The sequence below is a fragment of the Athalassotoga saccharophila genome (genome assembly GCF_009936215.1).
In the GTDB taxonomy this organism is placed as follows: Bacteria; Thermotogota; Thermotogae; order Mesoaciditogales; family Mesoaciditogaceae; genus Athalassotoga; species Athalassotoga saccharophila.
In genome coordinates this window covers 1-24,848 of record NZ_AP019552.1, presented here as the reverse complement: position 1 = coordinate 24,848, position 24,848 = coordinate 1, and the positions used below count along the sequence as shown (strand labels likewise).

Annotated in this window: 15 protein-coding genes and 1 pseudogene; 7 read left to right on the top strand and 9 right to left on the bottom strand. The window is 35.6% G+C overall.

The genetic code is table 11. From position 1 onward, the window contains the following. Positions 1–10: 10 nt before the first annotated feature. From ATHSA_RS09760 to ATHSA_RS10235, 3 genes and pseudogenes are all read left to right on the top strand, one after another. Positions 11–1,903, top strand: coding sequence for an HD domain-containing phosphohydrolase (locus ATHSA_RS09760; RefSeq protein WP_161849025.1), 1,893 nt, complete (start codon positions 11–13; stop codon positions 1,901–1,903). Then, a complete protein-coding gene (locus ATHSA_RS09755) occupies positions 1,896–3,854 on the top strand; it encodes a sensor domain-containing diguanylate cyclase (RefSeq protein WP_161849024.1) in 1,959 nt (652 codons plus the stop codon). Before ATHSA_RS09760 ends, ATHSA_RS09755 begins: the two co-directional genes overlap by 8 nt. 34 nt (positions 3,855–3,888) lie before the next feature. After that, positions 3,889–4,062: pseudogene (locus ATHSA_RS10235) on the top strand (IS256 family transposase); the annotation flags it as partial. 29 nt (positions 4,063–4,091) lie between these two features. Here the strand turns inward: ATHSA_RS10235 and ATHSA_RS09750 are convergent. From ATHSA_RS09750 to ATHSA_RS09730, 5 genes are all read right to left on the bottom strand, one after another. After that, on the bottom strand, positions 4,092–4,778 hold the full coding sequence (locus tag ATHSA_RS09750; protein ID WP_161849023.1) for a winged helix-turn-helix domain-containing protein: 687 nt from the start codon (positions 4,776–4,778) through the stop codon (positions 4,092–4,094). A gap of 101 nt (positions 4,779–4,879) precedes the next feature. Further along, a complete protein-coding gene (locus tag ATHSA_RS09745; RefSeq protein ID WP_161849022.1) occupies positions 4,880–7,999 on the bottom strand; it encodes a DEAD/DEAH box helicase family protein in 3,120 nt (1,039 codons plus the stop codon). Between the two features lie 5 nt (positions 8,000–8,004). Beyond that, positions 8,005–10,974 carry a DNA methyltransferase gene (locus ATHSA_RS10255; RefSeq protein WP_269473948.1) on the bottom strand — a complete coding sequence of 990 codons (2,970 nt, stop codon included), beginning with the start codon at positions 10,972–10,974 and terminating at the stop codon, positions 8,005–8,007. Continuing rightward, positions 10,955–13,741, bottom strand: coding sequence for an ATP-dependent helicase (locus ATHSA_RS09735; RefSeq protein WP_161849021.1), 2,787 nt, complete (start codon positions 13,739–13,741; stop codon positions 10,955–10,957). Before ATHSA_RS09735 ends, ATHSA_RS10255 begins: the two co-directional genes overlap by 20 nt. Before the next feature lie 16 nt (positions 13,742–13,757). Then, positions 13,758–13,952: a hypothetical protein gene (locus ATHSA_RS09730; RefSeq protein ID WP_161849020.1), complete on the bottom strand. Its 195-nt coding sequence runs from the start codon at positions 13,950–13,952 to the stop codon at positions 13,758–13,760. A 132-nt stretch (positions 13,953–14,084) separates the two neighbouring features. Between ATHSA_RS09730 and ATHSA_RS09725 the strand changes: the two genes are divergently transcribed. After that, the gene (locus ATHSA_RS09725) at positions 14,085–16,079 is read left to right on the top strand and encodes a phospholipase D family protein (RefSeq protein WP_161849019.1); all 1,995 of its coding nucleotides are present in this window, start codon (positions 14,085–14,087) and stop codon (positions 16,077–16,079) included. A 130-nt stretch (positions 16,080–16,209) separates the two neighbouring features. Here ATHSA_RS09725 and ATHSA_RS09720 read toward each other — a convergent pair whose 3' ends face one another. Further along, complete coding sequence (locus tag ATHSA_RS09720; protein ID WP_161849018.1) at positions 16,210–17,382, bottom strand: hypothetical protein; 1,173 nt, start codon at positions 17,380–17,382, stop codon at positions 16,210–16,212. A 182-nt stretch (positions 17,383–17,564) separates the two neighbouring features. Between ATHSA_RS09720 and ATHSA_RS09715 the strand changes: the two genes are divergently transcribed. Both ATHSA_RS09715 and ATHSA_RS09710 read left to right on the top strand, forming a co-directional pair. Then, entirely contained in the window at positions 17,565–18,347 is a 783-nt protein-coding gene (locus tag ATHSA_RS09715; protein WP_161849017.1) for a helix-turn-helix domain-containing protein, read from the top strand. A gap of 11 nt (positions 18,348–18,358) precedes the next feature. Continuing rightward, on the top strand, positions 18,359–18,595 hold the full coding sequence (locus ATHSA_RS09710; protein WP_161849016.1) for a WGR domain-containing protein: 237 nt from the start codon (positions 18,359–18,361) through the stop codon (positions 18,593–18,595). Positions 18,596–20,891: 2,296 nt separating this feature from the next. On the opposite strand, the gene hfq is transcribed toward ATHSA_RS09710, so the two are convergent. Further along, positions 20,892–21,140, bottom strand: a complete 249-nt coding sequence (gene hfq, locus ATHSA_RS09705; RefSeq protein ID WP_161849015.1) for an RNA chaperone Hfq — start codon at positions 21,138–21,140, stop codon at positions 20,892–20,894. Between the two features lie 86 nt (positions 21,141–21,226). Here hfq and ATHSA_RS09700 point away from each other — a divergent pair, with 86 nt between their 5' ends. Continuing rightward, complete coding sequence (locus ATHSA_RS09700) at positions 21,227–21,496, top strand: HU family DNA-binding protein (protein WP_161849014.1); 270 nt, start codon at positions 21,227–21,229, stop codon at positions 21,494–21,496. Positions 21,497–21,712: 216 nt separating this feature from the next. Here ATHSA_RS09700 and ATHSA_RS09695 read toward each other — a convergent pair whose 3' ends face one another. Both ATHSA_RS09695 and ATHSA_RS09690 read right to left on the bottom strand, forming a co-directional pair. After that, positions 21,713–23,521 carry a UvrD-helicase domain-containing protein gene (locus tag ATHSA_RS09695; RefSeq protein WP_161849013.1) on the bottom strand — a complete coding sequence of 603 codons (1,809 nt, stop codon included), beginning with the start codon at positions 23,519–23,521 and terminating at the stop codon, positions 21,713–21,715. 1 nt (position 23,522) lies between these two features. Continuing rightward, the gene (locus tag ATHSA_RS09690; protein WP_179956270.1) at positions 23,523–24,848 is read right to left on the bottom strand and encodes a replication initiation protein; all 1,326 of its coding nucleotides are present in this window, start codon (positions 24,846–24,848) and stop codon (positions 23,523–23,525) included.

Genomic DNA, 24,848 nt, shown 5'->3' with positions numbered 1-24,848 from the left:
GCAGAATCAAATGGCCAATCTTGAAAGATATTTCAGAATGCTTAGCGAGTGCAATCAAATATTGCTTAGAGCGGAGGATGAAAATACACTTGCCCGACAGATATGCGACGCGATAGTAAACATAGGGGGATTCGATTCTGCCTTCGTAGGACTTCTCAAAGGCGACAGACTTAACTTAGAAATTTCAAGCGGGGTTCTTAAGCAATACGCAGACAAAATAAAAATTGAGCCAGATAATCCACAATATTCGTCCGGTGCATCCGGCAGGGCACTCAAAGATGGCCAGACACACATTTACAATGATGTCACCTATGAGAAGGATTACGATGTGTACAGAGATATAATAAATGAAACGGGTCTCAAGGCAAATATGGCCGTAGCGATTAAAGTGGATGAAAAGATAATAGGAACAATTGGAGTCTATTCAAAGATTCCCGGCATATTCACAGATATCGAAAAAAGACTTTTTGAAGAACTTGCCGGAGATTTGGCCTACGGCATAACCGCGATGAGATCAAAAAAGAGGATAGAAAAACTTAATGAGATTCTTAAAAGCATAAGAATGGCAAATCAAAGAATTGCAAAAGAGGACAATTTGGATAACCTCCTCGAAGGCTTCTGCAAGGATTTAGAGAGTGCGAGATTCTACCATGGAGTTGCAATCTATTCCGAGGGTAAGATTTACTGTGCGGGAGATTGCTGTCCCGTTATAAAAGAATGTATAAAATCGGGAGAATTAGAAAAGTGCACAGATGAATTTCAAGTCATTGATTACAAATGTCCCGTTCATCCCGATTCAAAGCCTGCATGCATAAAAAAGGCCTATGGTACATTATTTGTCTGTGGGAGGGAAGAAATCTTTGACGATCCCGAGCAAGTCTCTCTTTTGGAAGAACTTGCAGGAGATCTTGGAGTTGGAATAGAGAGAATACTGAATCGATCGGACGCTTTGACATTTGGAAGAATAGTCCAAAATCTTTCTGAAGAAATTCACATTGTAGATCCAGACACTCTGAAATACAAACTCGTAAATCCAATCACTTTAAGAAGACTCGGTTATACATTCAACGAGATAAAAGAAATCAAGGCCTCAGATGTAAAGACTGATCTTACTTTCGATGAGATCAAAGAAATGCTTGAGCCTTTAAGACGCCACGAGAAAGAATACGTCCAGTTTGAGACGATTCACAAAAGAAAGGATGGCACAACTTACCCGGTGATGATCTCGGTCTTCTACAACGATGATCCCGTCAATCCATCTTACGTTGCCATCGCGACGGATCTGTCTGGAATAAAGGGTATGGAGTTAAAGATAAACTCCCTTGTCGATTCACTTGTCATTGCCCTGTCAGACATGGTCGAGGTAAAAGATCCCTACACGGCAGGCCATCAAAGACGGGTGAGCATGTTAGCAGTTAGAATTGGAAAAGAGATGGGACTAAAAGATGAGGAGATAAAAGAGATAGAGATCGCGGGCCTTCTTCATGACATAGGAAAGATAAGCATTCCTCTCGATATCCTTACAAAACCATCCAAACTGAAAAAGACGGAATTCGAACTCATAAAGGACCATGTCGAAGAAGGGTACAAGATATTAAGACGCATAAAAGATTTTGAAACCGTCGCCACAATGGTGCGCCAGCACCACGAAAGGATAAATGGAAGCGGATATCCTCTTGAGATCAAGGGAGATAAAATGGCAATAGGTGGAAAGATACTTGCCGTTGCAGACGTTGTCGAGGCGATGTCATCCCACAGGCCTTACAGGGCAGCGCTCGGAATTGAGGCGGCATTGGAAGAGATAAATGACAATATTGGAATTCTCTACGATGAGGATGTAGTTAAAGCGTGCAATAGAGTCTTTGATAGCGGATGGACTTTCGATACTCCTGAAAATGATTAATCAACCGAAAATACGGCTCATATTAGAACTTGTAATTATATCCGCGATAATATCTGGAATTGCTTACATCGCATATTACTCGATTGAAGAGAATGCAAAAGAGAAGATAGAAGATCAATCCATGCTTTTGTCCATAGTTACAGACGAATTCATGGGATATTACGTGACTGCTGGAGTGGCCTTCAACAACATGATCCTTCAAAATCCTGATTTGATCCATGACAGGCCTAATTTAGATTATGTCCTTTCAAATTACACTGTACATCTTGCCTCACAGATAAAAAGCGTTGAAGTCTTAAGCCCCGCAGGTTCATTGATAGGATCAAGTCCGAATGCTTCAAAAATAGAACTTTCAGATCTCTATTTTGGACAAAAAGACCTTGGGATTGGAACAATATCGACAGACACAAGGCTTTTGCCTGTTGGATACAGAATCAAAGAAGATGGGAAAATTGTCGCAATTCTTGTAATGAATGTAGATATAAAGGCATTATTTGAGAAATGGGCTCAGAGCACAAAACATTCAGATGTATCTTTGTATCTCTTTAGATTAGATGGAAAATTGTTATGGTCATCTGTGAATAATACTAAATTGAAGATAGGAAGAAATTTTGGATATTCAAAGATAGACGGAATGTATTTGTGGATAGAACCTGTCTCGGGTATAGAGGGATTTAGCGTTGCTGTAATATCTTCGAATGCCATAATGATTTTGTGGTACAGGGACTTGATCTATCTTATCGTGATATGGCTTTTTGTGGCGGGAATAATATACATCTTTTACAGGAAGTCTATCCAGTACGAACAAGAAATTCAGTCCCTTGTAAATGAACAGAGATTTCAAATCGAAGAACTCACAGAGCAGAAAAAAAGATTTGAAATTTTAAAGAAAATGTACGATAGCGTGATTTTGGTAGAGAAAGAAATACTTAATGCCAAAGATGAAAACGCGTTTTTGCAAAGTGTCTGTGACAGAATAACAGAGACAGGTCTTTTTGACTTCGCGGGCATAGCCATTCCAAATGATAAAAAAGTCTTAAGGTACAAATTTCTTTCTGGCAATGGCAAGCAAACAGTTTTGAAGGTACAGAATGAAATGCCGAATAACATTCGTGCACTGCTTGTTTCCGAGATAGCCTTCAAAAGCCAGAAAATTTACGTGGGATCGCCTCAGGATATTTCGACTTTTGAAATTACCGAATACGAAAAGGTATGGATGGAAAAAGTCTATAAGGCGAATGAATGGAAGAGTGGTATCTCGATTCCAATCTTTCAAAATGAGAAGATCTTTGGAATTCTTAGCGTTTTTTCAAAAGAGGAAGATTTCTTCACAGATGACGTAAAAGCACTTGCCGAGATCTTTGCAAGACTTTTAGGGAATGCGCTCGAAAACATGGAGGCAAGAGCAAAATTAATATCTCAACTATTCGAGAGCCAGTACCTTGCCACACACGATCCGCTAACAGGTCTTCTCAATCGCATCGGGATAATGGAAAGAGTGGACAACGTCATCGCGAGATCTAAAAGAGAGAAGAAATACATGGCCTTTGGAATAATGGACATAGACGATTTTAAACTTGTAAATGATATATATGGCCATTCAGCAGGCGATGCCCTTTTAATAGAGTTCGGAGGACGTATAGAATCTTTGCTAAGAGGAGAAGATTTAATAGGACGAATAGGCGGAGATGAATTTGTAATGGTTATCCTCGTAAACTCGGAAGAAGACATAGATGCTCTTATGAGCCGCTTTGAAAGATCCCTTGCACAGCCGTTCAAAGCGGGAGATGAAGATATATACATAAAAGTAAGTGCAGGGTTTACTCTGTACCCAAAGGATGACAATTCATTCGATGCGCTTTTGCGCCATGCGGACAAGGCTATGTACATTAAAAAGGAAATGAAAAACAAAAGAGAAAAGTTCTGGGGCATATACAAAGAAGATATATAATCGCTAATATAATTCAAAGTTGATACAGTCAAAAAAGGAGGAAACGAAAAACAGAGATGTTTTACCGAACGACACAGCGATATTCAAATTACTTTATTTGGCAGTAGTTGAAATAAAGAAAAAATGGGTAATGAAGATGAAAGACTGGAATCAGATTTTACAACAATTGAAAGTACATTTTGGAGAAAGAGTGTCTAAATACTTGTGAATACTGATAAAAATGGAGTTTACACAAAACTATTGAAAGACCCTTTCTTCATGCTCTATGCAAATTACTTTTTGATTCACAGGATTGTAGGCTCCATTAACGTTTATCTTTTCTCTGTCTGTGTTCGTCTTAATAAATTGTTCTTTGCCTTTTTCAATCCAGCCGTATCCAATCTTGACGTTATGGTCGAATCCAGAGCCATCAACAAAAAATATCTGCTTTTCTTCATCACCAGAGCATTCCTCAATCCTAGCGGTTAATTCGTTTATGATTACTTTTTGTACTTCCACGCTTGGATGTTTCCCAGGTACGCCCTTTGGCTTCTTATACACAAATCCATGCGTATTCAAAAACTCCTGCATCCCTTGTTCGGTATACACTTTTCCAAAATGCCCTTTTATCCAGTTTATGACTACTCTCGTGTTCGAAACAAAATGAGTCCTTACAAATGCTATAACTGCTTTCTCTTCTTCTTTGGTCATTTTGTTGTTATGTCCTTCGTAATGATTTTCTATCAAAACATCGGCACCGAATATCTTGTATTTTTCAATAACTTCTTGTATCATGCCGTCAGATATCATTAGTACGTCTTTTATAGTTTCCCATTCATAGCCTTTGCCCCAAAGAATAACACAGTGAATTCTTGTTCTAGCTTCAACGGAATTCTTCGTTTGCTTATAAATTTCGATTAATTTTCTTAGTTCTTCATCTGACAATCTCTGATTTCTCGGCATCATGCTTTAATTCTACCACAAATTCACTTTTAAAAGAGGTTTAGTATATCCAAAAATATTTCTATCCGAATTTTGAAATTGTTTTAATATGTGAAGATTTTTTCAATATATTTGGGATCATCTTGAAATAAGATATGTTTTTTTTCCAATTCTTTACGTGATTTACCTTCAAAAATTCCTCTTACTTGTTCGTAAGAAGAAACTGAGATGATGTATGAATCAAGGAATATGTTTTTGTAATCTTTATTTTTTTGTATTTCTTTTTCTATTTTCTTTATTTCATTCGAGAGATTTTCTTTGCTTTTATCGCGCTCATTCCATCCGTGAGCCAAACCATGGGGCTCAACAAAAATTATTCTTTGTTCTTCGTTTGCTTTGATCCAAAGTATGAAATCTGGAAAAAATCCGTATATTTCATAAAATCCAACACCTTTTCGTGGTAAGTTTCTTAAGACAAATAATTCTTTGCCTTTCATTTTTTTTGAATTTTTATTGAAGAATTTTTTTAAATCTTCTATGAATCTTTGCTCTCCAGAATTTAGACCAGTGGGAGATATTTTTATCTTTTGCGAGTTAATTTGGGCTAATAACGGCTGGTATAAGTGCCTGTCGAAATGGATATTTTGTAAATAATTATTGTTTCCTGTGCCATTCCAAAGATCATCTATTTTCTTAGAAACGATTTCTTTTATCTCTTCGACAAATTTAACGAAATTTTCTTTACTTTCTCCTTTAGAAAATACTTGAACAGAATATTCAGCGAAATTCAAATTCTCATGTTCTTTAGTCAGTTGTTCCATGCAAATGTGCTTTTGAGCCCACGCATGCTTTTCTCTATCATAAAAGGTTTTTATGTATTTCTTTAGAATCAAGATCACAATCTTTTCTATGAAATCAATTTCTTCGAATGTGGTTGGATTTATCATCTCTTCCGAACAATAAAGTGAATATCTATTGTTTTCGATTATTTCTCTGAGAGTCTCTTTGGTGAAAATTAAATTATCCCACCCATTTTCAGTTTTATAATCAAGCAATTGAAAATAAATTTCTTCCCAGTTTAAAAATTGAATATATTCCTCTTTTAAGTACCGATTTTCACGTTGTTCGTAAATTTGAAATGATTCCCTTTCATCGCTTTCTAAAACCTGTGCTCTTGCGGTAAGATCCACGGTTATATTGATATTCTCATCGAGTTTTAGATCAACTAAGACTTCATTTTTAAAATTTGAAGCATTAACTCTTGGAATGAATAATCTTTTATTCAAAAAATCATCTTTGATTTTTATTTTGAGTGGTATCTTAAATTGTTTTTCTTCTTCAATATCAATACCTTCTTGTCTTAGATATTCTCTGAATCTTTCCATGTAATCTGCTTTTATGCCAAAAATACCCAATTTTTCCAAAATACCAATGGGTTTTGGTGGTAATTCATGTTCTTTTAGCTCAGTGCTACGTTTCAATGAAAAATTCTTTCCCTTTAATCTTATCCCTCGTCCAAAAAGTTGTATTATTTGAACCCCTTCGCTCCTACCAACACGCAGTAATCCCATTGTTGAAACACGCCAAGAATTCCATCCTTCCATGAACTTCTTAGCACCAATCAAAATGTTGACTTCAGAATCTGGTCTGTGTATTTTGTTAAAAAGGGATTCCGAAAATTCAGAGGATGAAACTTCAATTGCTTTTTCTCTTGCATGTCGCGCAAATTTTGGCGTATCTCCTATGTTTATGACACCAAAAAATTTGTTTGAAGTTCCTGCTCGCAATCCAATTTCTCCGTTAGCATTCTTAAGATGGATCAAATGCAAATAACAAGCATTGTTCACGTAAAAAATGCGTTGCAACATATCCAAATAAATACTGTTTGAAATACTGTCTGAAATACTGTTTGAATTATGTCCAAAGCGTTCTTGAATATACCAAAATTTTCCAAAAGGAAATATTTCTTGACCTACTTGATCCAAAATGCCAGATTCCCCTCTCATAATTCTGCCAATCGTTTGTACTGACCAATTATTCTCATTTTGCAAGAATTTTTTTAAGAAAAGAACCATTTGAAGAACATCTGAAATATCTTCTGTATTGTCAAGCACATTTGTTTCCTTGTTAACACTTCCTCCAACTATTATCCACAAGGGTGGTTCTATGTTGTACTCATTTGCCATTTTGTGTTCTTCATCAAATACCAATTTTTGTTCGTAATAAGAAAGAGCATTTCCAAGCAGAAGTATATCTTGATAATCGTACGAATCTTTTTTAAGATTCAAAATTTCATAATTTTTCCCATACCCATCGTTATGAAAATGAGAAAATGAATAATCAAAGATTATCGCTTTGGAGTATTCTTCTGAAAGAGCGTTGTTGTTAGATATAGCCTGATTAAAAGTAGCACTGTATTCGAATGTGAAACCTTTTTTCACTATTTTATCTCGAAAATTTTTCCAAGCATTGCCGCTCAAGCCTTTATGTCCTTCATCTACAAAAATCACGTTTTTGTTCCCAAAGCTTTCAATATCAACCGAAACTCCGTTGCCCGTTTTGTTTTCTGTAAATTTGTGAATTTCAATCACTTTTACTTTAAACGAATCATCTTGTATTAAACTATCTGTTTCGTTTGAAAATCTTTTGCATGGTATACTACTTTTCGCCATTTCCCTCATATGCTGATCAGATAGACCTTCAGATGGGGTTATAAGCAGAATATTATCAAAGTCGATTTTGTTACTTCCTTTGTTATATTTTAGAAATTGTAAGTAATTAGCATGGAGAATAAGAGTTTTCCCACTTCCAGTAGCCATTCCAAATGCGAGCTTTTTTAAATCTTTCATTGAGAAACCGATTTCTCTATTTATACTTTGTACAAAATCATTCAAGTCATTCAAAAAATAAACAGGATCCGCGAAAAAATTGTCAAGATAAATTTCAGTAAATAGAATAGCCAAGTACTGAAAATATTTGACTGATACTTTTTCATCTCTATTTTTATTTATGTGCTTGACATATTGGGTGATATTGAGATCATATTCTTCAAGTTTATTTTTGGAAATTCTTAATTGCTCTCCTCGTGATAAAAGTGCATAAAAAAAATTAGACTTATTTTTTTCGTCATAGCCCTCATCTACTTCTTTCATAAATTTTCTAAAATCGTCAAAAGTATCGAAACCAAAGCGAGAGCAAAAGTATTTGTTCAAAACAAGATCCATTCAGTTCATGCCCCCATTCTATGCTTGAATTCCATTTCAAGACTTAAAGCATTTGGTACAATCGATTGCCCATTCATAAATAAATATGCTGGTTTTTCTCCGTTCAAAATCTCGCTTTCAACAAATGTTTTGTCTGCCTGCAGATCAATTTTATCTGTGTTTCTCCAAATAACAACAACACTTTTATCATCATTCATTGTTCCGCGGATAACCACGTATTTATTACCATTGTTTCCTAACTTCTTGATTTTTTGAACATGAAGGCCTATAAGATAGTTGAAAGTTTCTATTAAGTCCACATTTTTAGTTACTTCTTTGCTATTTTCTATGACTTTCATTTTGTACTCAAATGGTTTCTTCATTTTGTCAATGTTTACTCTGCATGGACTGTCTTTCGATTCAAAATCAAGCATATAATTAATAAAATAGTCATCAAAAGGGTTATTCTGTATTTTTATAGTAAATTCAATGTTATTCAACGTGTCTTCGTATTGTTCAATGGAATGATATTTGAAGAAGCCACCACCTTGCCAATTGATATCCCTTGAAAGATGATTTCTTCTTTTTTTATTTATCGCTTTAAAATCTTTATCACCAGCAAGAACATTTTTTAATCTACCAAGAATGCCTAATTTTTTCATAAACTGTTTCTGCATCTTGTCCCATTCTTCATAAAATTCATAAAAATATTCTCCCATTTCAATACCAATCCACTTTCTTTTCAATTTATGAGCAACCGCATAAGTAGTCCCGCTACCACCAAAAAAATCTAAAATAACATCTTTTTGTATAGATGAAGTTTGAATAACACGCCGTAAAAGATTTTCTGGCTTTTGTGTTCTGAAAGATAAGTTCTCACTTGTTCTCATTTCTGATTGAGTAAAAGAGTAAATATCATTCCAAATGTCACTAACAGGATATATTTTTTCATTTATATTTATTTGCAAATATTCAAGATTGCCAGTTGAATTATATTTTTCTATAAAGTAATCATAGTCTTCTATTTTATTAAAATCAGTTTTATCTTTTTTAGGAAAGGCTATTAAATCTAACCATCCAATATCGAGATTAGTTAAATTTCTATTTGGCTTCCATAATTTATAAAATTTACTGTTCTTATTTTTACAAAAATAAATTGTAGATGATTTTAATGCAAAATTATTGCCAAAACTTTTATATCCAAACAAATCAGATTCTTCATCTTTAGTGGAATTGGTATTAAATGTAATTTTTTTAATTTCTTCAAAATGTAATTCATCTAACAAAATTCTTCCCAAAAAATCAGCATTCTCATCCAAATGAATAAAAAAACTGCCATTAATACTCAAAAAATATTTTGACAAATTTATCCTATTCTTTATTAATGATAACCACGAACTATCTTGAAAATTATCTTTGTAAAGAAAATCGTTTCCTGTATTAAAGGGCGGATCAATATAAATTGTTTGAACTTTTTCTCTATATTTATTCAACATCAAATTCAAAGCCTGCCAGTTTTCTGACTTAACTAAAACACCGTCTAAAATGTCATCCATGTCATTTTTCTCACTTAAAGTTTCTAACAGATCCCATTTGAAGTCTTCATCAAAATATTTGGTATCAATCGGTAGTTTTTTAAATTCTTTTTCTGTTAGTTGTAATTGATCATTACTTTCAATTAAATCTTCTATTGAATTAATTTTTATTCCAAATAATTCTTTCCACTCTTTTAACTGATTTTCATTTTTAAGAGTTTTATCCAAAATGTTTTCCAAAAATTCTTCTCCAGCATATTCCTTAATCTTATCCAAGGTTATCACGTAGTTCGTTTGAAAAACAAATTTTTTCTTTTCCCATAACTTTTTTTCAAAATTTTCTATTTGTGCCAAGAAATCAATAATTTTCTTCGAAATTTCTTTGAAAGTGCGTACTTGAAGCATTAATCGTTCAAGAACAGAAGAATCCTGATTTTCAATATCTCCCAAGTTGAAAATTTCATTTTTGATGTAAAAATCGAGTTCCCTTTCAAGAAATCCCTTTAAATCTTTGTGAATGAAGTAATCTTTTGTGTTCTTAGCAGTATATTTGTATATATGTTTTCCAAGGACTGTTAATTTGCTGTTATTTGGCTTGTTATATAAAAGTTGAGAAATTTCCAAATGATCCTTAATGGCTTTAAAAATTTGCTCTTCAATTTTTACGTTGATTTCTTCCTGATTTTTGCCAAGAACTTTTTCATCTTCTTCTTGGAGCTCTTTGTATTCAAAGAAAATCGTTAGTTCTTTCTTTTCTTCGCTAAAATCAAAAAAATCATTTTCATCTTCTCGAGATAAAATAAAAAATTTTTTGTTTCCTTTGTTGTTATTTATTTCTATTTCTGCTTTTTTAATTTTGAAATAAACTTTGTAATCACCAACATTAAATGAGTAATTATTAAAAGATTCTCCACTTTTAACGTAATATTGATCCTCTGTAGCCCAATAAAGCGTGACTTCTTCTCCATTATAAGGTATGCAGTACTTGTTATTTTTGGAGTACCTTCTCAATGAAATGAAGTCACCATTGTCGTAGTAACGAGAAAAGAATTCGTATATATGATCGTAAATTTTCGCTTTTTCCTCTTTGGAAACGCTTGCCTCTCTTAATTGTTCTTGCTTTTTGATGTATTCTTTCCCAAGATTTGTGTCTTTGTACTTATTCAAAGTTTCTCCTTGAAAGGCATCATCACCAAGCTCATCTTTGATTCGTTTTCTTATTTCTTCAATCTCTTTCTCAATATTTTTGGAATAATTTTCAGAGTATTTTTCAAAGGCTTTGTCAACAGCGCTTATTAATTCCTCATCTATAAATTTATTTATTTCCTCTCGCTTTTGATTCATAATTCTATAAATACCAAAATCAAGATCTGATTCATCAAATTGAAAAATTTCCATCAATAAATCTTTTAGCTTTTTTTCATTCTCATCTAACGAATAATCAGTTTGATTGGCTGCCATCAAATTTCGCCCCCTTGCATATTTTTTTATACTCACACCTCTCGCAAAAGTTTTTTCTTGGCTCCATTGGAAATTCGGAATTTTTTATTTTTCTTACGATCTCTTCCGCTTTTGCTCTTTCCATTTCCACTTTATTTTCATCTATTTCCACTATGCTAACTTCCGATTTTGTTAGGAACGCGATCGATCCACTTTCAACATTATAATCTAAATTACGTAATGCGTGAGTGTACAGTCTGATTTGAAATTCATAATCTTCTTTTGAAATAATTTCATCTGAAGTCTTATAATCACGGATTTCATATGAATGCGCATCTTCATCTTTAAGAATCACATCCACCCTTCCAACTATTATAGAATTTTCGAGGGGAAGTTCTACACGCATTTCAACTTCAGATATTTTTTTCATGTCTTCTTGATATTCAACAACAAAATTTTTCAAAATCTTTTTGGTATTTTCTTTGATGTTATCAAATACCTTATCTGAAGCAAATGGCAAGTAAAAATCATCCATCGCGGTGTTCACAGCGCTAGTAGCTGAATAGCCTTGATTCATCAATTCAGATGTTCTACGAAGTACATAGTGCAAAGCTTCTCCATATCCTAACAACTGACTGCTCATGCTTTGCATGTATCCCCACAAATTATTGAGTCTATAATGGTAAGGACAGAGCATATAGTTTATCAACTCTGTTACAGAGTATGAATGAATTTCATCTTCATTGTCTTCTTGGTTTCTATCAATTGTGTAATCAAGGTAGGTGGATTTTGTTAGTTGAATTTGAGTTCTTTCTAAAAGTATGTCCACAAATTTGCTCTTACTCACCTTAATCGGATTAGATGAATTTATTCTTGGAGTTCTTGTCTTAAAATAGCTAAACAAAACTGCTTTTTTTGCTCTTGTCATTGCAACATAAAACAATCTTTTTTCGTCTTCGATGCCACCGTTGTACTTACCACTGTTGAACAATTCTTCAGGGATCATCCATCTATCATCATCTATATCATGTTCAGACGGAAAACGCTTATCTACCAAAGAAGGTAAAAAAACAACTGGCCATTCAAGTCCTTTGGCCTGGTGAACCGTTATTACTTGAACCACATCAATACCTGAAAACTGATCTGGTGTAAGTTCTTCATATGAATTTATGGCATAGGATCTAATAAACCACACGAACTCATGTAAATCTGCTGGCCATGATGGATTTCTTTTATCCGTAAGCCTTCTGGTAATGTCAAAATCCCGTATTATTGTGCTAACTCTTCCAAGATTTGCCAATATTGCAACATCGAGTTTATTGTTTGGATCTAAGTTTTTATAACCAAGCACAAGTAGCAGTTCGTAGTAAATATCTTTGAATGTTTTGAACTTTTTATCTTGAAAATCTTTTTTCCATTTTCTCAGTTTTTCTTCCAGATCACTTGGCAATTCGAATCTTACAGCATTTTTCCAGTGTTGAATACCCTCTCTTAGTAAATTATCACCTTCAATTTTTTTATTGTACATTTTCCACGAACTTCCATCCAACCAAGTTATTAGCATGCCAACGGCTAAAGCATCATCCCTTCTGAAAAGACCCACTTTTCCGCCAATGATATATGGAATTTCAAGTTTTTTCAACGCTTCTATATATGCTTTAGCATAGTTTTTTACACTTCTAAGTAAAATGGCAAAGTCAGAATAGCGGAATCCATGATTATCAACTAATTCTTTTATTTGGGCAGCGATCCATTCGGCTTCATCTTCTTCCATATCAAAACTTAAGATCTTCACGTCTCCGGTTTCATCTTTTACGGCTTCCATATTAGGAAAATTTATACCTTCAAAACTATCTGCAAAAGCATTTGCCGCTTCAACTATTTTAGAACCACTTCTTCTATTTCCATTTATTTCCAGACTTTTTGTATGCTTAAAATATTTTTCAAATGAATTGAAAAACTCTTCGTCGGCTCCTCTCCATTTGTAAATGCTTTGACGTGGATCACCAACAACAAACACTGACGCATTTTTTCCAATAAGCCTTATCAAATTAAATTGTGCTTTATCAATATCTTGAAACTCATCAACGATTAAATACTTCACATCTGCCAGCTTTTCAGGATATTTCTCCAAATTCTGAACGCACTCATATATAATTCTTCCAAAGGTGAAGTATTTGTTTTCATTAAGCAATTCCTCATACTTAATGAGTTTTTTGTAGAAATCAACAGCGTTTTCTCTTAGTGTTTCTTTATCTATGTACTCTCCGTAAACAACGTTGACATTCTCGATAAATTTAAAGCAACTATCAATATAATGATTAGACATTCCTAATATTTTTCGCCCTATTTTAAAAATGAAAGCCATTTCTTGATTAGCATCGAAAACATTGTAATTTCCATAACCATTATTGCTGAACTTTTCTTGAAGAACACGCAGACAGAAACCATGAATCGTACCAACATACATTTTACCTAAGTGTTTAGCAATATCTTCCCGACCGTATTCTAAAATACGATGATAGATTCTATTTTTAATATTTTCAGCAGCTTTTTCCGTGAAGGTGAAGGCAACAATAGAAACTGGGTCAATATTCTTTACTAGAAGTAAGTAGATAATCTTACGTGTAAGAGTTTCCGTTTTCCCAGCACCAGCACCAGCCGTAATTTTAACGTATCTACTGTCAGATAACACAGCTTCTTTTTGAGAATCAGAAAGTAATGATGGCTTTGATAAAATCTCTTTTTCGAGGTTACTTTCGCTTATTCCAATCCTCTCCTTTATCATACGTTTGAAGTAAATTTCAATTTCTTAACGATGAAGTAATAACGGAAGGCAGTCCATCGCTAAAAGAAATGGTCACCCCTCCTATTCCGTTTCCATTCACATCCGTCACATATCCAGAGACCGAATATAAAGGCTTCATACAGCCGGATAGAATAAGCATAAGAAGGATCAGACCGAATGCAAGCAAAAAAGATCCGGTACGCTTTCCCATGGTCTTGCCCCCCTGTATTAACACAAAGTGAGAAATACTTTAAAATTATATATCATAGTTTTTGAACATGCAAGAGGGACTGTGTTTAAGACGTAAAGTAAATCTTTGTGAAATCTTAAAAGGGGTGAGAATATGGAAAGCATGAATTTGTTTGAAAGCAAAAAAGTAAGGTATCTTAACATCATTCTAAATGATGAGATCTTCGAAGGCACATTTGGTGATCTACTCGAAGGATTTGAGGAATTGAGGGCTGTGACCTTTGTATCCTCACCGAAGAAGTTTTTTGATATCTCCCGAAGATTCCGGAAAATAATACTTATCCTCGGAATAGAAGACAATGACGCCCTGAAAAATTTTGACGTCATAAATCCGGAAAGCGTAAAAGATTTCTTCAACGACCTTGATAAAAATACAATTGAAATGATCAAAGATCAAAAAATAGAGGTACGTTATGCCGCTCTTGGAAATGCGGTACACTCAAAGATATTTCTTCTGAGTGGTAAAAAGAAAAGGGTTATAACAGGATCTGCAAATCTAACACAGAATGCACTATCAGACAATTCTCAATTTGAAGATATAATCGTCTATGATGAAGAGTATAATCCCAGAATAGTCAGCCTCCTTGAAAAAAGATTTGAATACATCTACGGAAAAACAATCGATTTTATCCCGGAAAGATATAAAAATTCAAAAGTATACGAGATAAGTTTTGCATCCTTAGAAGACAATATCGAGCTTGTAAAAGAACTTGCAGAGAAAAATCAGCTTGCCGGAATACCTTCCGAAGTACTTGAGAGTGTAACCATACCCGGCTTCGAAGAAAAGATGATCAACATAGACATAGAACATAGAAAGGCAAAAAACGGCAAAGAGATATTTGACGAACTGACAAAAAAGACGAAAAAAGGCATTATTTTTCTCCCAAAAGATCAAATCGAAAAAAAGAGATCCATCTTTGCAGATCTTCTAGGACAAAAAGACAAACAGGAAGATGCCCGTGCAGGGATAGTCTACAATCCCTTAGATGGTTTCCTTTACAGGACCGACAAAACAATTTATTCAAAAAGCATTGAAGACAGACAAGAAATAGCCTTTTTTCTCGATAAACTCTCAAAATTCGTGGAAGCATACAGGATATTTACCATAGGAAGCGAGGAAGAGAAGTTTGAAACGCAGATCAGGGTCTTTGAGGCAATTCTTTACACATTCGTCTCTCCTTTCATATGGAAGTTAAGAAAGATATACGTTGACGAAAAACAAAGCGAGGCATTAAGGGCCGATATACCCATCTTTCTTTTGATAGCCGGAAAGACCCAGACCGGCAAAACGCACATACTCGAATTTCTCAAAGTTACTCTGGGACATAAGTTCTATATCTTCGACAAAGAGGTAAAGCCGCAGAATATAAAGGCTTACCTTGAATCAAAAGAGGTCTTCCCGCTTCTGATAGACGAAGTAAGCAAACAGTACTTCAGTTCCACATCTGAAAGTTCATACAGAGGGGAAGAATTCATAAAGACAATGGTTAATTACCTTAAAGATACCCATCCGTGTGTGATAGCGACAACGAACAACAAATTCGGTGCCGGATCCCAGGTCGTAAGAAGAATTTACTATCTGGAAATGAAAGTATCATTTGACATGAAAAAAAGGGAAGAAATGGACGATTACCATGCTTCAATAATAGGAGATCTAAATGGAAAATTCTTTCAGGACTTTCTCTACAGAATGGCCGTGAAACTGAACGAAGGGTACAGTGTAACCCACGATTTTCTCAAAATAGGCAGGGAGATCTTCAAAGAATATTTCGATGAAACCGGAAAGCGCCCTCCCGAATGGTTGAACAGGAGCGTCCTCGATGATTACACCGTGAAATCACGCAACATATGGAAAATGCTGTATGATACAAAAAAAGATGGATTCAAAGTTAGGGGAAAAGAAATATACGTCGATACAAGAAAAGTCTTTGGTGAAGATCACTACGAAAAAGAAAATGCCAAAAATTTTCTTCCCTCTTCGATAATAAAAGAAGATTCAGTCGTACTAATACTCGACAGAGAGGGTTTTTTCCGTTTCATAGAGTACAAAGAAAAAATAATCGAAAAACTCAAAAGGGTCCTAAAATAACCGGATAAATCCATGATTGACTAAGTGCAAAAACCAGGACGTAAATCCACGATCTGGAAATTAATGTATCGCCTGTCAAATATGACAAAACATTTATTCACAGATCGCCATACACAGTCTTTACCGTTAACTAAAACCTCACTATTTTTGCCATTTGCCCGGCAGTTAAAAGCGGATTGCCAAATTCATCGTATTCTATGTTTCCTATCACAGGACTGTTTTGCTCCTTGTGGACCTGTTCCATAAGCTGCCTGCTGAATTCGTTTATATCCCGCGGTGTACCCGTTGCTTGCTGCGATACAGGATTATAAGCCTGAGATTTTGGCTGCATCTTTGGCTGCATTTGCTGGACCGGATTCACCGCATTCAACGGTTGCACAGGCCGTGCTGGCTGAATCTGCGCCGGCTGAAGTACCGGCTGAACTGGGCGGGAAGATTGAGAATTGATTGATTTTAATAAATCAATGATGGCACACAAAGCAAGGAATAATCCAAGTATTACAAGACCGGTAAACCATGATGTATTTTCTTTTTTACTATTTTTCCTACCATTATCTATTTTTTCATCCATGATGTATTTCAGTTCGTCTTCGGTTGCATACTGAATTTTAGATGGCCCCGGCACGATGGAACTTTTTGTCATTGCAGACGGTACTTTTTTAACTTCATCTGTTTTTTCGTTCACTGCTTTTTTCAATTCTGGCCCGGCCTCCTTAATGTCAGGGGTAGCACTCGGAACCATTGCTTTTCCATCTTCTTCGATGGTATTCAAATCCTTTTGAATAACAGCATTCCCGGCAGAGTCATCTTTCCTGACGGTATCGATTTCTACGAGCTGCTTTTGATCGTCCCGGATAGATGTCACCACGGAAACATTAACAATGTCAGATCCTGTCTGGATCTCATTATTGCTTTTAAGGGCAACAGCCGATGCACCTGCAGCGGACTGCGCCCGGGATTTGTTACCGTCATCCATGTCTGCCTTCAACTTCGACATATAGGAAGTAAACTGGTGCGAGTAATAGCTGAAATCTCTCAATATCCCATATCCGTCAAAAGAAGACATTGGAAGAAGGTAACTTATCACCTTTGGCGTGTTTAAGTGATTCCCGTTTATTAGCGCCTCACCGGAACCGAGATATGTCTTTACATCATTCATTCTGTCGGCTGGAATAGACTCTACGAATTTTATAACGCTCTGCCGGAACTGTTCGAGTTTTTCTGGAAGATGGCCTTTAAAGGTTATGATCCTCGCCATAACAGATTCGGACGGGATCAAACTGACAAAATCATCCAGATTCATAAAATCACCTCCGATATTGCTGCACAATATATTGTCATACAATAATATGCAATTGATATATATTCTCTTATAGCACATTATACTCTTTTAGTACATAATATGTCAAGTATATACTCTCATGGTATTCATGTTTAACTGAATTCTTGTAATTAATTTTATGAATATGATATACTTCATTCGATATGATTGATTTACAGTTGATGGGACAGAGAATAAGAACTCTGCGTAAAAAACATAAAATGAGTGGCAGGGATCTCGCAAAGAGAATAGGGATCACGCCTTCTGCTCTTTCGGGTGTCGAGGGAGGCCGTCGCGGCATTTCTATAGAGGTTGCCGCCAGGATATCCGAAATATTTGGGGTATCTGTCGATTATATTCTCGGTATCTCGGGCGATCCCAAAATGTCTCCGGAATGGGAAGGCATAAGAAGAATACTGAGAAACATCCCGTACGCCAGTGAGAAAGACTTCGAAGAAATAGAGAAAAATATCGTCGAGAACACAAAAATTGTTCCGTATTTGAATGAATTGAAGGATGAAATATCGATAGAGGATCAGATCAAAGAAACGACGAACAGATTTTTTCTTCCGGCATCTTTTAAAGCCGATTTTGTCATCGAAATAAATTTTGACCTGCTCGAGCCGGAATATATGGAAGGAGACATAGTCGCATGTTTGCTTTCCAGCAGGATGCGTGACGGAGACTCGGGCACCGGCATTTTTTACCAGAGGTATGAATACATGTTCCGGGACGAATCAGAGGAAGGTGCACCGTTAAAAACCGCAGAAAACAGAGAGTACATCTTCAGATCCTACAAAGCATTTGGTGGCAAAGTTATTTTGACAATACCCAATCCAAAATATAGAGATATGCACATGGAAACAGAAGTATCTATTTTTGAGTTTAGAAAGAACTACGAATTAATCGCAAAAATAACCGGCTTTTATCGTTCACACAAAACTTAATTTACGACAGAATGGACAAAATTTCATTCACAAAGATAGACGAAAGCAGGAATATAAAAAGATTCTATATCCTTTATCCAGTCTACGACACACTTTTGGATGGAGTGTGTGCCGTTGTCTCCGAATACGGAAGGATTGGAAAGACCCGAAGAACTTTCATAAAGCTGTTCTCCGATCGTAAAAGCGCTGTTCGCTACTACAATCACTGCATCTCAAAAAGGCTCAATCATGGTTATTCAAAGCACTAAATCTCAGTAGAATTTTAATTCTTATTCGGCTCAACACAATTGAATCAAACAAAAGTTTATAAACAGAAATATGTAATTCTGATGTTTGAATTCAATTGTAAGTTATGAATCAAGCATTTTGTTATTCTATTTTTTGCTATTTTATGTTATTTTGCGTTATTTTATTGAATCTTATTCAATCTTATGCTATTGTCAATAGATTTAGAAAATTTGTCAATGAATTTAGAAAGTACATGTTGTGTTTTACATGAATGTATCATGATAATCTGCGTCATGTGTATTTGGATAAAGAAGATCCAAGCATTCCAATCAAAATACGAGTAAGATGATCGAAATTAAAAGCTTCAGCCTGATAACATGCTTTTCTGATGGGACTAATTATATGTATGAAGCCTGCTGAAAGTCAGGCACGGCCTTATGTTAGAGTACTTTATGTATCTACACTGTATTCAAAATGCAGGTTAAACAAGAATTATCATGATAATGTAGTTATGGGATCTGTCAATGTCTTCCCGACGCCACATTTAAATCTGTCATGATATCCAGCATATGTTTTATTGTTTACGTGTATTTGAGGACAAGTATTCAAATGTCAGATATTCATTTGTCAAATATCCATTAGCATCAAATTTAGTGAAAGCATAAATCAAGAGTTGCATCGTTATAATTGTGTGGATGTTAGATATATTGATGTATTTGCTCTCAAATTGGATAGAATTGCAATTGTTGAATACCTTGCTAAATAAATTAATTTGTATTGAATTGAAAAGCGTAGATAAAAGTACTCTAACATAAGATTGTGTCTGACTTTCAGCAGGCTTCATGACAAGCTCAATTGGAAAAAATTCTATCGGGCTGAATGCTTTTAATTTCCATCACCTTACTCGTATTTCAATAAAATGCTTGGATCTTCTTTATCCAAATACACATGACGCAGATTATCATGATACATTCATGTAAAACACAACATGTACTTTCTAAATTCATTGACAATAGCGTAAGATTAAATAAGATTCAATAAAATAACGCAAAATAACATAAAATAGCAAAAAATAGAATAACAAAATGCTTAAAATAACTTGCAAGATACTCATTAAAGTCATCATCTACATAATAGAAAGATCCTGATCTTTTGCTTTAGCATTGTTGATTTGTTATTTTATTGATAAACACCTGTATGAATTGATTGAGAATTAATTTATCGGCCAAACTGTATAGCCTGTACACAATAATTCAAAAGATTAAGATAAATCTTTACACTTTGGATTTGGAACGTGAATCGGGCACCGGCATACTCGAGAAAGGTAAAACCTGTCTTCGACAATACAACAATACACTTGAGATTATGTCGACAGACCTTTCTATGGATAAATACGTTATACTTGGTCATTACTTACAAAGAGAAAATATAGATGTTCCAACTACGTCGGGAATGAATTCGGACCTGGGACACCTATCTTGCAAACAGTATGATCATGCATGCAGACGTTGTTCAGATATGCTTTACGGTATGGATGGTATCTCAATTCTTTCTCAATTCCAGAAACCAAATAGGATTAAGAGGTTTTGCTGAGAAATGAGAATGTATTACTTGGCTTTATTCAAGTTGGGATTCCGCCAGATATGCAATGCCTATGAGTTCTTAAAAGGAAATGCACAGATTGAGATTAAGAAATCTCCTTTTTTATCTCCTCTTATACCCTGTATAGAAATGAGCATATATCCATAATGTAAGGGTGTAAGGATTTTGTAAGGAATGTGTAAGGCACGGAAACCCTTATTATATATATATTTTTTGATATTTATATATATATCCTTACATCCTTACCGCTATTTTTCATTTTCTATAAGCCCTATAGGAATGTATTTTGCTGGTAAGGCTGTAAGGCCATGTCAAAAATCCTTCAAAAACCCTTGCGCCATCTGCATTTTTTGGCCTTACAAAATCCTTACAAAACCTTACATTCCTTACGTTTTGAGCATATGTTCGTTTTCTTTTTCATATATCTTTTAGTCTAACACTGATTAAATCATAATACCTTAGAAAGGAAATGTCAAGATGGTGGATCAATTTCTGTGGGCGGCACGGATCAATTTTATCTTACCAAATAAATCTTGATCCACAGTGCATAATTAAGGTAAACTGTATTGATTGTTTGGTTCCTAATTGATTCAGGAGAATTTGTCTACAGGTAACTCGTAAATCTATGTGGCATGGTCATAAGCCGCTTTGAATTTATGCTGCAAATAAATTATGCCATTCGTATTGGACCAATCGTATCGGTCCAATATGGCTTTACGCCTTGTCCGTATCAGGTTGTATTGAATCCGGTGATGCCGGCAATGGAGTGGAAGGCGTTATAGTGCTTATTGCATGCTTGTAGATGATGCTTTGTTGTTTACCGTCATCGATAAGTACGGCATACTGGTCAAAGGCCTTCACAATCTCATCCACATGAACTCCGTTGACAAGGTACACCCTGACCCCAATCTTTCTGTCTTTCAGTATCCCAAGTATTCTGTCTTGAAATGAATTGTTTTGCAATGAACTCCCTCCTGCAGGTGTGTTTTATTGACATTATACTCCAGCGATGGTATATTCATCTAAACTAAGTCAAAGGAGAGGATACCATGAACAAAAAGGAACTTGTCGATGAAGTTTCCAAATACACAGGCATGACAAAAAAAGATGTGGCCGAAATCATCGATGCGTTAACAAGGACAATAGAGAAAACCGTTGGCAATGGAGAGGCAGTATCTCTGACAGGCTTTGGTACATTTCTATCGTACGAAAGGGCCGAGAGGATGGGAAGGAATCCGAGAACCGGAAAGACCATGAAGATAAAGGCAAAGAAGGTTCCAAAGTTTAGAGCGGGAAAAGGTCTTAAAGTCAATTTGTGACAGCGCCGTGACCGTATCGGTATGACCGCACTGGTTTGACCGTACCGGTATGACCGTACCGGTTGTCCGGGGATCGACAATCTTTTAGATGGGAGAAAAACATCCCCGTAAAGGGCCCTAAAATGCGTTTAGAGAGGTTTTGGAGAGGGAGAGAGTTCCTCCCTACCCCAAACTAATTTACCCCCCGTTTTTGGGCTTATAGGAGCGTATGGCGGGTTATTGTTTCAGGATCGAGTTTATTTTGACTGCCGAAAGGTCTACATTTTCTCTTGCACGGGTTATGGCTACATAGATGAGATTTATCTCCTCGACTATTTTTTGGATACGCCTGTTTTGCATTTTCTGCATTTCTATGAACTTCTCAACGCTTTGTGCTTCTTTCTTTATAGACGATATTATGTCGGGATAATCATCTGTAAGGTAGACCTCATCCCATTCAAGTCCTTTGGATGTGTGGGCTGTCGTAAAGTAGACATCTGCATCTTCTAAGAAATGTTTCATCGCAATCTCAAAGCATTTTTCTATGCATTCAGATTTCCTGACAGCAATCCCTATTGCCGAAAGTAATTCTATGTCTTCCATCTTCCTTGCATAATTTTGCAGGTCATCTATGTCTTTGAATCTGGACAAAAAGATTAAATCTGGAGGTACTTCGTAGTCTATGCTTTTGTTTGTGAATATCTTCGTAATCGACATTGGAAGTTTAAACAGATCCTGCGGATCACGGATTGTTTTCCATTCATTCATCCCTATCATACTCTCTATAAGTTCGATTATTTTTGCATTCGTCCTTGTTATGAAAGCGCGCGTTTTTATCTTCGTATGTGGAGATACTCCGCGAATTTCCCTCTTTTCACCCTTCAGGCTCGAAAGCAATTTGTTTGCAATTTCTGCTATCCCTTCGTGAAATCTGAATGATTTCGTAAGGGGCATTTCTTCGGATGTCTTCAAAAATCTTTCCGATATGTCTACGGTATTCCTAAAGCCGTATATCTTCTGGTGCCTATCCCCTATGATAACTTTCTGGCCATTTATTTTGCTTACGATATCATAAGTTATAGGATTGCTGTCCTGGGATTCATCCAGAAGGACCGCATCATATCTTGCCTTTTCGGCTATTCCGAGACGCTGAAATTCTTTGAGGTAGAAACTGTGGGTTGGTGGTATCTTCCCATCTTCCATTTTTGTGTAGAATTCCTTCGCATATCTGAATGCTTTATCAAGATCCACAATTCCACTGTCTATAAGCCATGAAACTTCCATATCCTCTTTGACTGTATCTTTATCCATTTCTTCGAATTCCATCCTGTCGCTGTAGCAAAATTCATCCAGTATGTATCTGGCAACTTCGGCATAATCGTAGTCTATCCCAAGGATATCGGCAAAGACAGGTATTTTGTACGTTCCGACAGGATTATCATACTGTGACATGTATCCCAGTGCAAAGGAATGAACTGTCCTTACATCTACATTCTCCGGAAATCTTTTGCGGGCAGATTCCGCAGTCGAATGATTAAAGACAAGGTATATGAAATGCCTCTCCGGATAGGCCCTCGCAAGCATCTCGAGTGTAGATGTTTTCCCGCTCCCTGCAAAGGCCTGGATTAACAGATCCTTTGTGTCCCCAAAATGTTCTATTATTGCCTGCTGTTCATCTGTCGGAGAAACACTGCTATTATTTGGAGAAAAAGGCACAAGCCTTAGGACAGTCTTAAGCCTATCATCAGGCCTAAGGCCAAATAACTGGAGAAAATATGAAAGCGTTATATCCGGCGTCCTTGATCTTACATATTCGAAAAATGTTTTTGACGGATCCGGATATCTATCGTGGAAGAGATCCACATCATCGACAACCTCAAGTATGCGTCCGTAGTATTTTGATCCCCTTGTGTAGATGTTTATGTACCGTGCTTGACTGAGATTTTTCCCATTCTCGCACACATACAGATCGTACAGAAAAGCCATTCCAAAAGGATCATTTACGTTTATTGTCCCATCAGAGGATATCCATTCTCTTTTCTTCATATCACAGAGATTTTATTTCTTCCTCGATGGAAGCAATTTGCGTGTTGTAGGTATCGTATATTTCTTTGAACTTATCTGAGTACAGAGTCTTGACGGTATCAAGTGTGTAAATCTCGAGTTTTACTTTGAAAATGTGGTCAGTGCTGTTGACATCCTCTTTTGGATTCTCTTCGAGAATCGTAGCCTTTGCAAGTCTTATAACCTGCTCTTTGACATTGTCAGGAAGAGATTCAAAGACAGATCTTGCCTGTTTCTCTATGGCTATATCTCTTTGCTTGATTAATTCATTTATCTTACCTTTCAAAAGCATGATACGCTCTCTTTTTTCCTCTTCTGCCTTTCTTTGTTCCTCGAGTTCTCTTTCTCTTTCAAGCACATCTGCATAATGGTTTTCGAGCGTGCTCTTTAGGTAGGCGACATAATTCTTTGGCTTTTGGTTGTTAACATATTCTATAGCGTTCTTTACGTATTCAGGGCCTGTGGAAAGATAATATTCGGTTATCATCTGTTTAACAGAATCGGTCATCTGATCTGGCGGGATAAGGGCATAAATTTCTTCAAGATCTTCTTCTGATATGTCACCTATTTTGTCAGGACTCTGAAGCACTTTTTCGATATCATTATAATCTATCTCTGGGGTGTCTTTGAATTTGTTCTTGAGGATGAATTTGATTTTGGTGAATTTCTTGCCGGATTTTATCATCTGGTAATCAAAGGCCAGAGGAGTATTTTCAAGTTCACGCTGGGCGATGTTTACAACAAATCTTTTGAAATCTATAACTTTTTTTAATTCTCCTTGCTCAATGCCAAGGCGTAGTTTTAAATCCTCTATGTCAAAGGTCCTTTCACCTATTTTCTTGTATTGTTTCAATAATTCATATATTCTTATCGAATATTTTGACGTAAATGGTTTAAATTCAGCTAATTTAAAGCGGGTAAAATTATCACGCAATTTAAGTAAATAAGGGGAAATTTCAGAATTAAATTTGACATGCAAAACACCATCTTTATATTCCATCTTTGAAAAAATTGAGTACTTAGCCCAATATTTTTTCCCTTTGTCTTCTATAAAAATGATTCTCTTCATCAGCCCATCAGCTACTCTTTTTGTAACTTCATAAATTCCATCTTTGTTCGAAATATTAAAAATATTATTTAACTTTTCCGATTCAATTTGATATTCTTTTAATTCCGTATCATCCTTTTTGATCAAAGATATTAGGGCTATAAATAACTTAATTTCATCTAAATTCATGTTGTACCTTGCTTCGATTACAGAATTATGCAAAACAAGCATCTTATTATCTCTAAAGTCTATAGATTTCAT

What these genes read in the sequence shown, in the direction of transcription:
- ATHSA_RS09730 (WP_161849020.1), bottom strand. Translation starts at nt 13,952, where the DNA reads ATGGGAAAGCGTACCGGATCTTTTTTGCTTGCATTCGGTCTGATCCTT.
- ATHSA_RS09690 (WP_179956270.1), bottom strand. Translation starts at nt 24,848, where the DNA reads ATGAAATCTATAGACTTTAGAGATAATAAGATGCTTGTTTTGCATAAT.
- ATHSA_RS09745 (WP_161849022.1), bottom strand. Translation starts at nt 7,999, where the DNA reads ATGGATCTTGTTTTGAACAAATACTTTTGCTCTCGCTTTGGTTTCGAT.
- ATHSA_RS09725 (WP_161849019.1), top strand. Translation starts at nt 14,085, where the DNA reads ATGGAAAGCATGAATTTGTTTGAAAGCAAAAAAGTAAGGTATCTTAAC.
- ATHSA_RS09755 (WP_161849024.1), top strand. Translation starts at nt 1,896, where the DNA reads ATGATTAATCAACCGAAAATACGGCTCATATTAGAACTTGTAATTATA.
- ATHSA_RS09735 (WP_161849021.1), bottom strand. Translation starts at nt 13,741, where the DNA reads ATGATAAAGGAGAGGATTGGAATAAGCGAAAGTAACCTCGAAAAAGAG.
- ATHSA_RS09695 (WP_161849013.1), bottom strand. Translation starts at nt 23,521, where the DNA reads ATGAAGAAAAGAGAATGGATATCCTCTGATGGGACAATAAACGTAAAT.
- ATHSA_RS09700 (WP_161849014.1), top strand. Translation starts at nt 21,227, where the DNA reads ATGAACAAAAAGGAACTTGTCGATGAAGTTTCCAAATACACAGGCATG.
- ATHSA_RS10255 (WP_269473948.1), bottom strand. Translation starts at nt 10,974, where the DNA reads ATGGCAGCCAATCAAACTGATTATTCGTTAGATGAGAATGAAAAAAAG.
- ATHSA_RS09760 (WP_161849025.1), top strand. Translation starts at nt 11, where the DNA reads ATGGCCAATCTTGAAAGATATTTCAGAATGCTTAGCGAGTGCAATCAA.
- ATHSA_RS09720 (WP_161849018.1), bottom strand. Translation starts at nt 17,382, where the DNA reads ATGAATCTGGATGATTTTGTCAGTTTGATCCCGTCCGAATCTGTTATG.
- ATHSA_RS09715 (WP_161849017.1), top strand. Translation starts at nt 17,565, where the DNA reads ATGATTGATTTACAGTTGATGGGACAGAGAATAAGAACTCTGCGTAAA.
- ATHSA_RS09710 (WP_161849016.1), top strand. Translation starts at nt 18,359, where the DNA reads ATGGACAAAATTTCATTCACAAAGATAGACGAAAGCAGGAATATAAAA.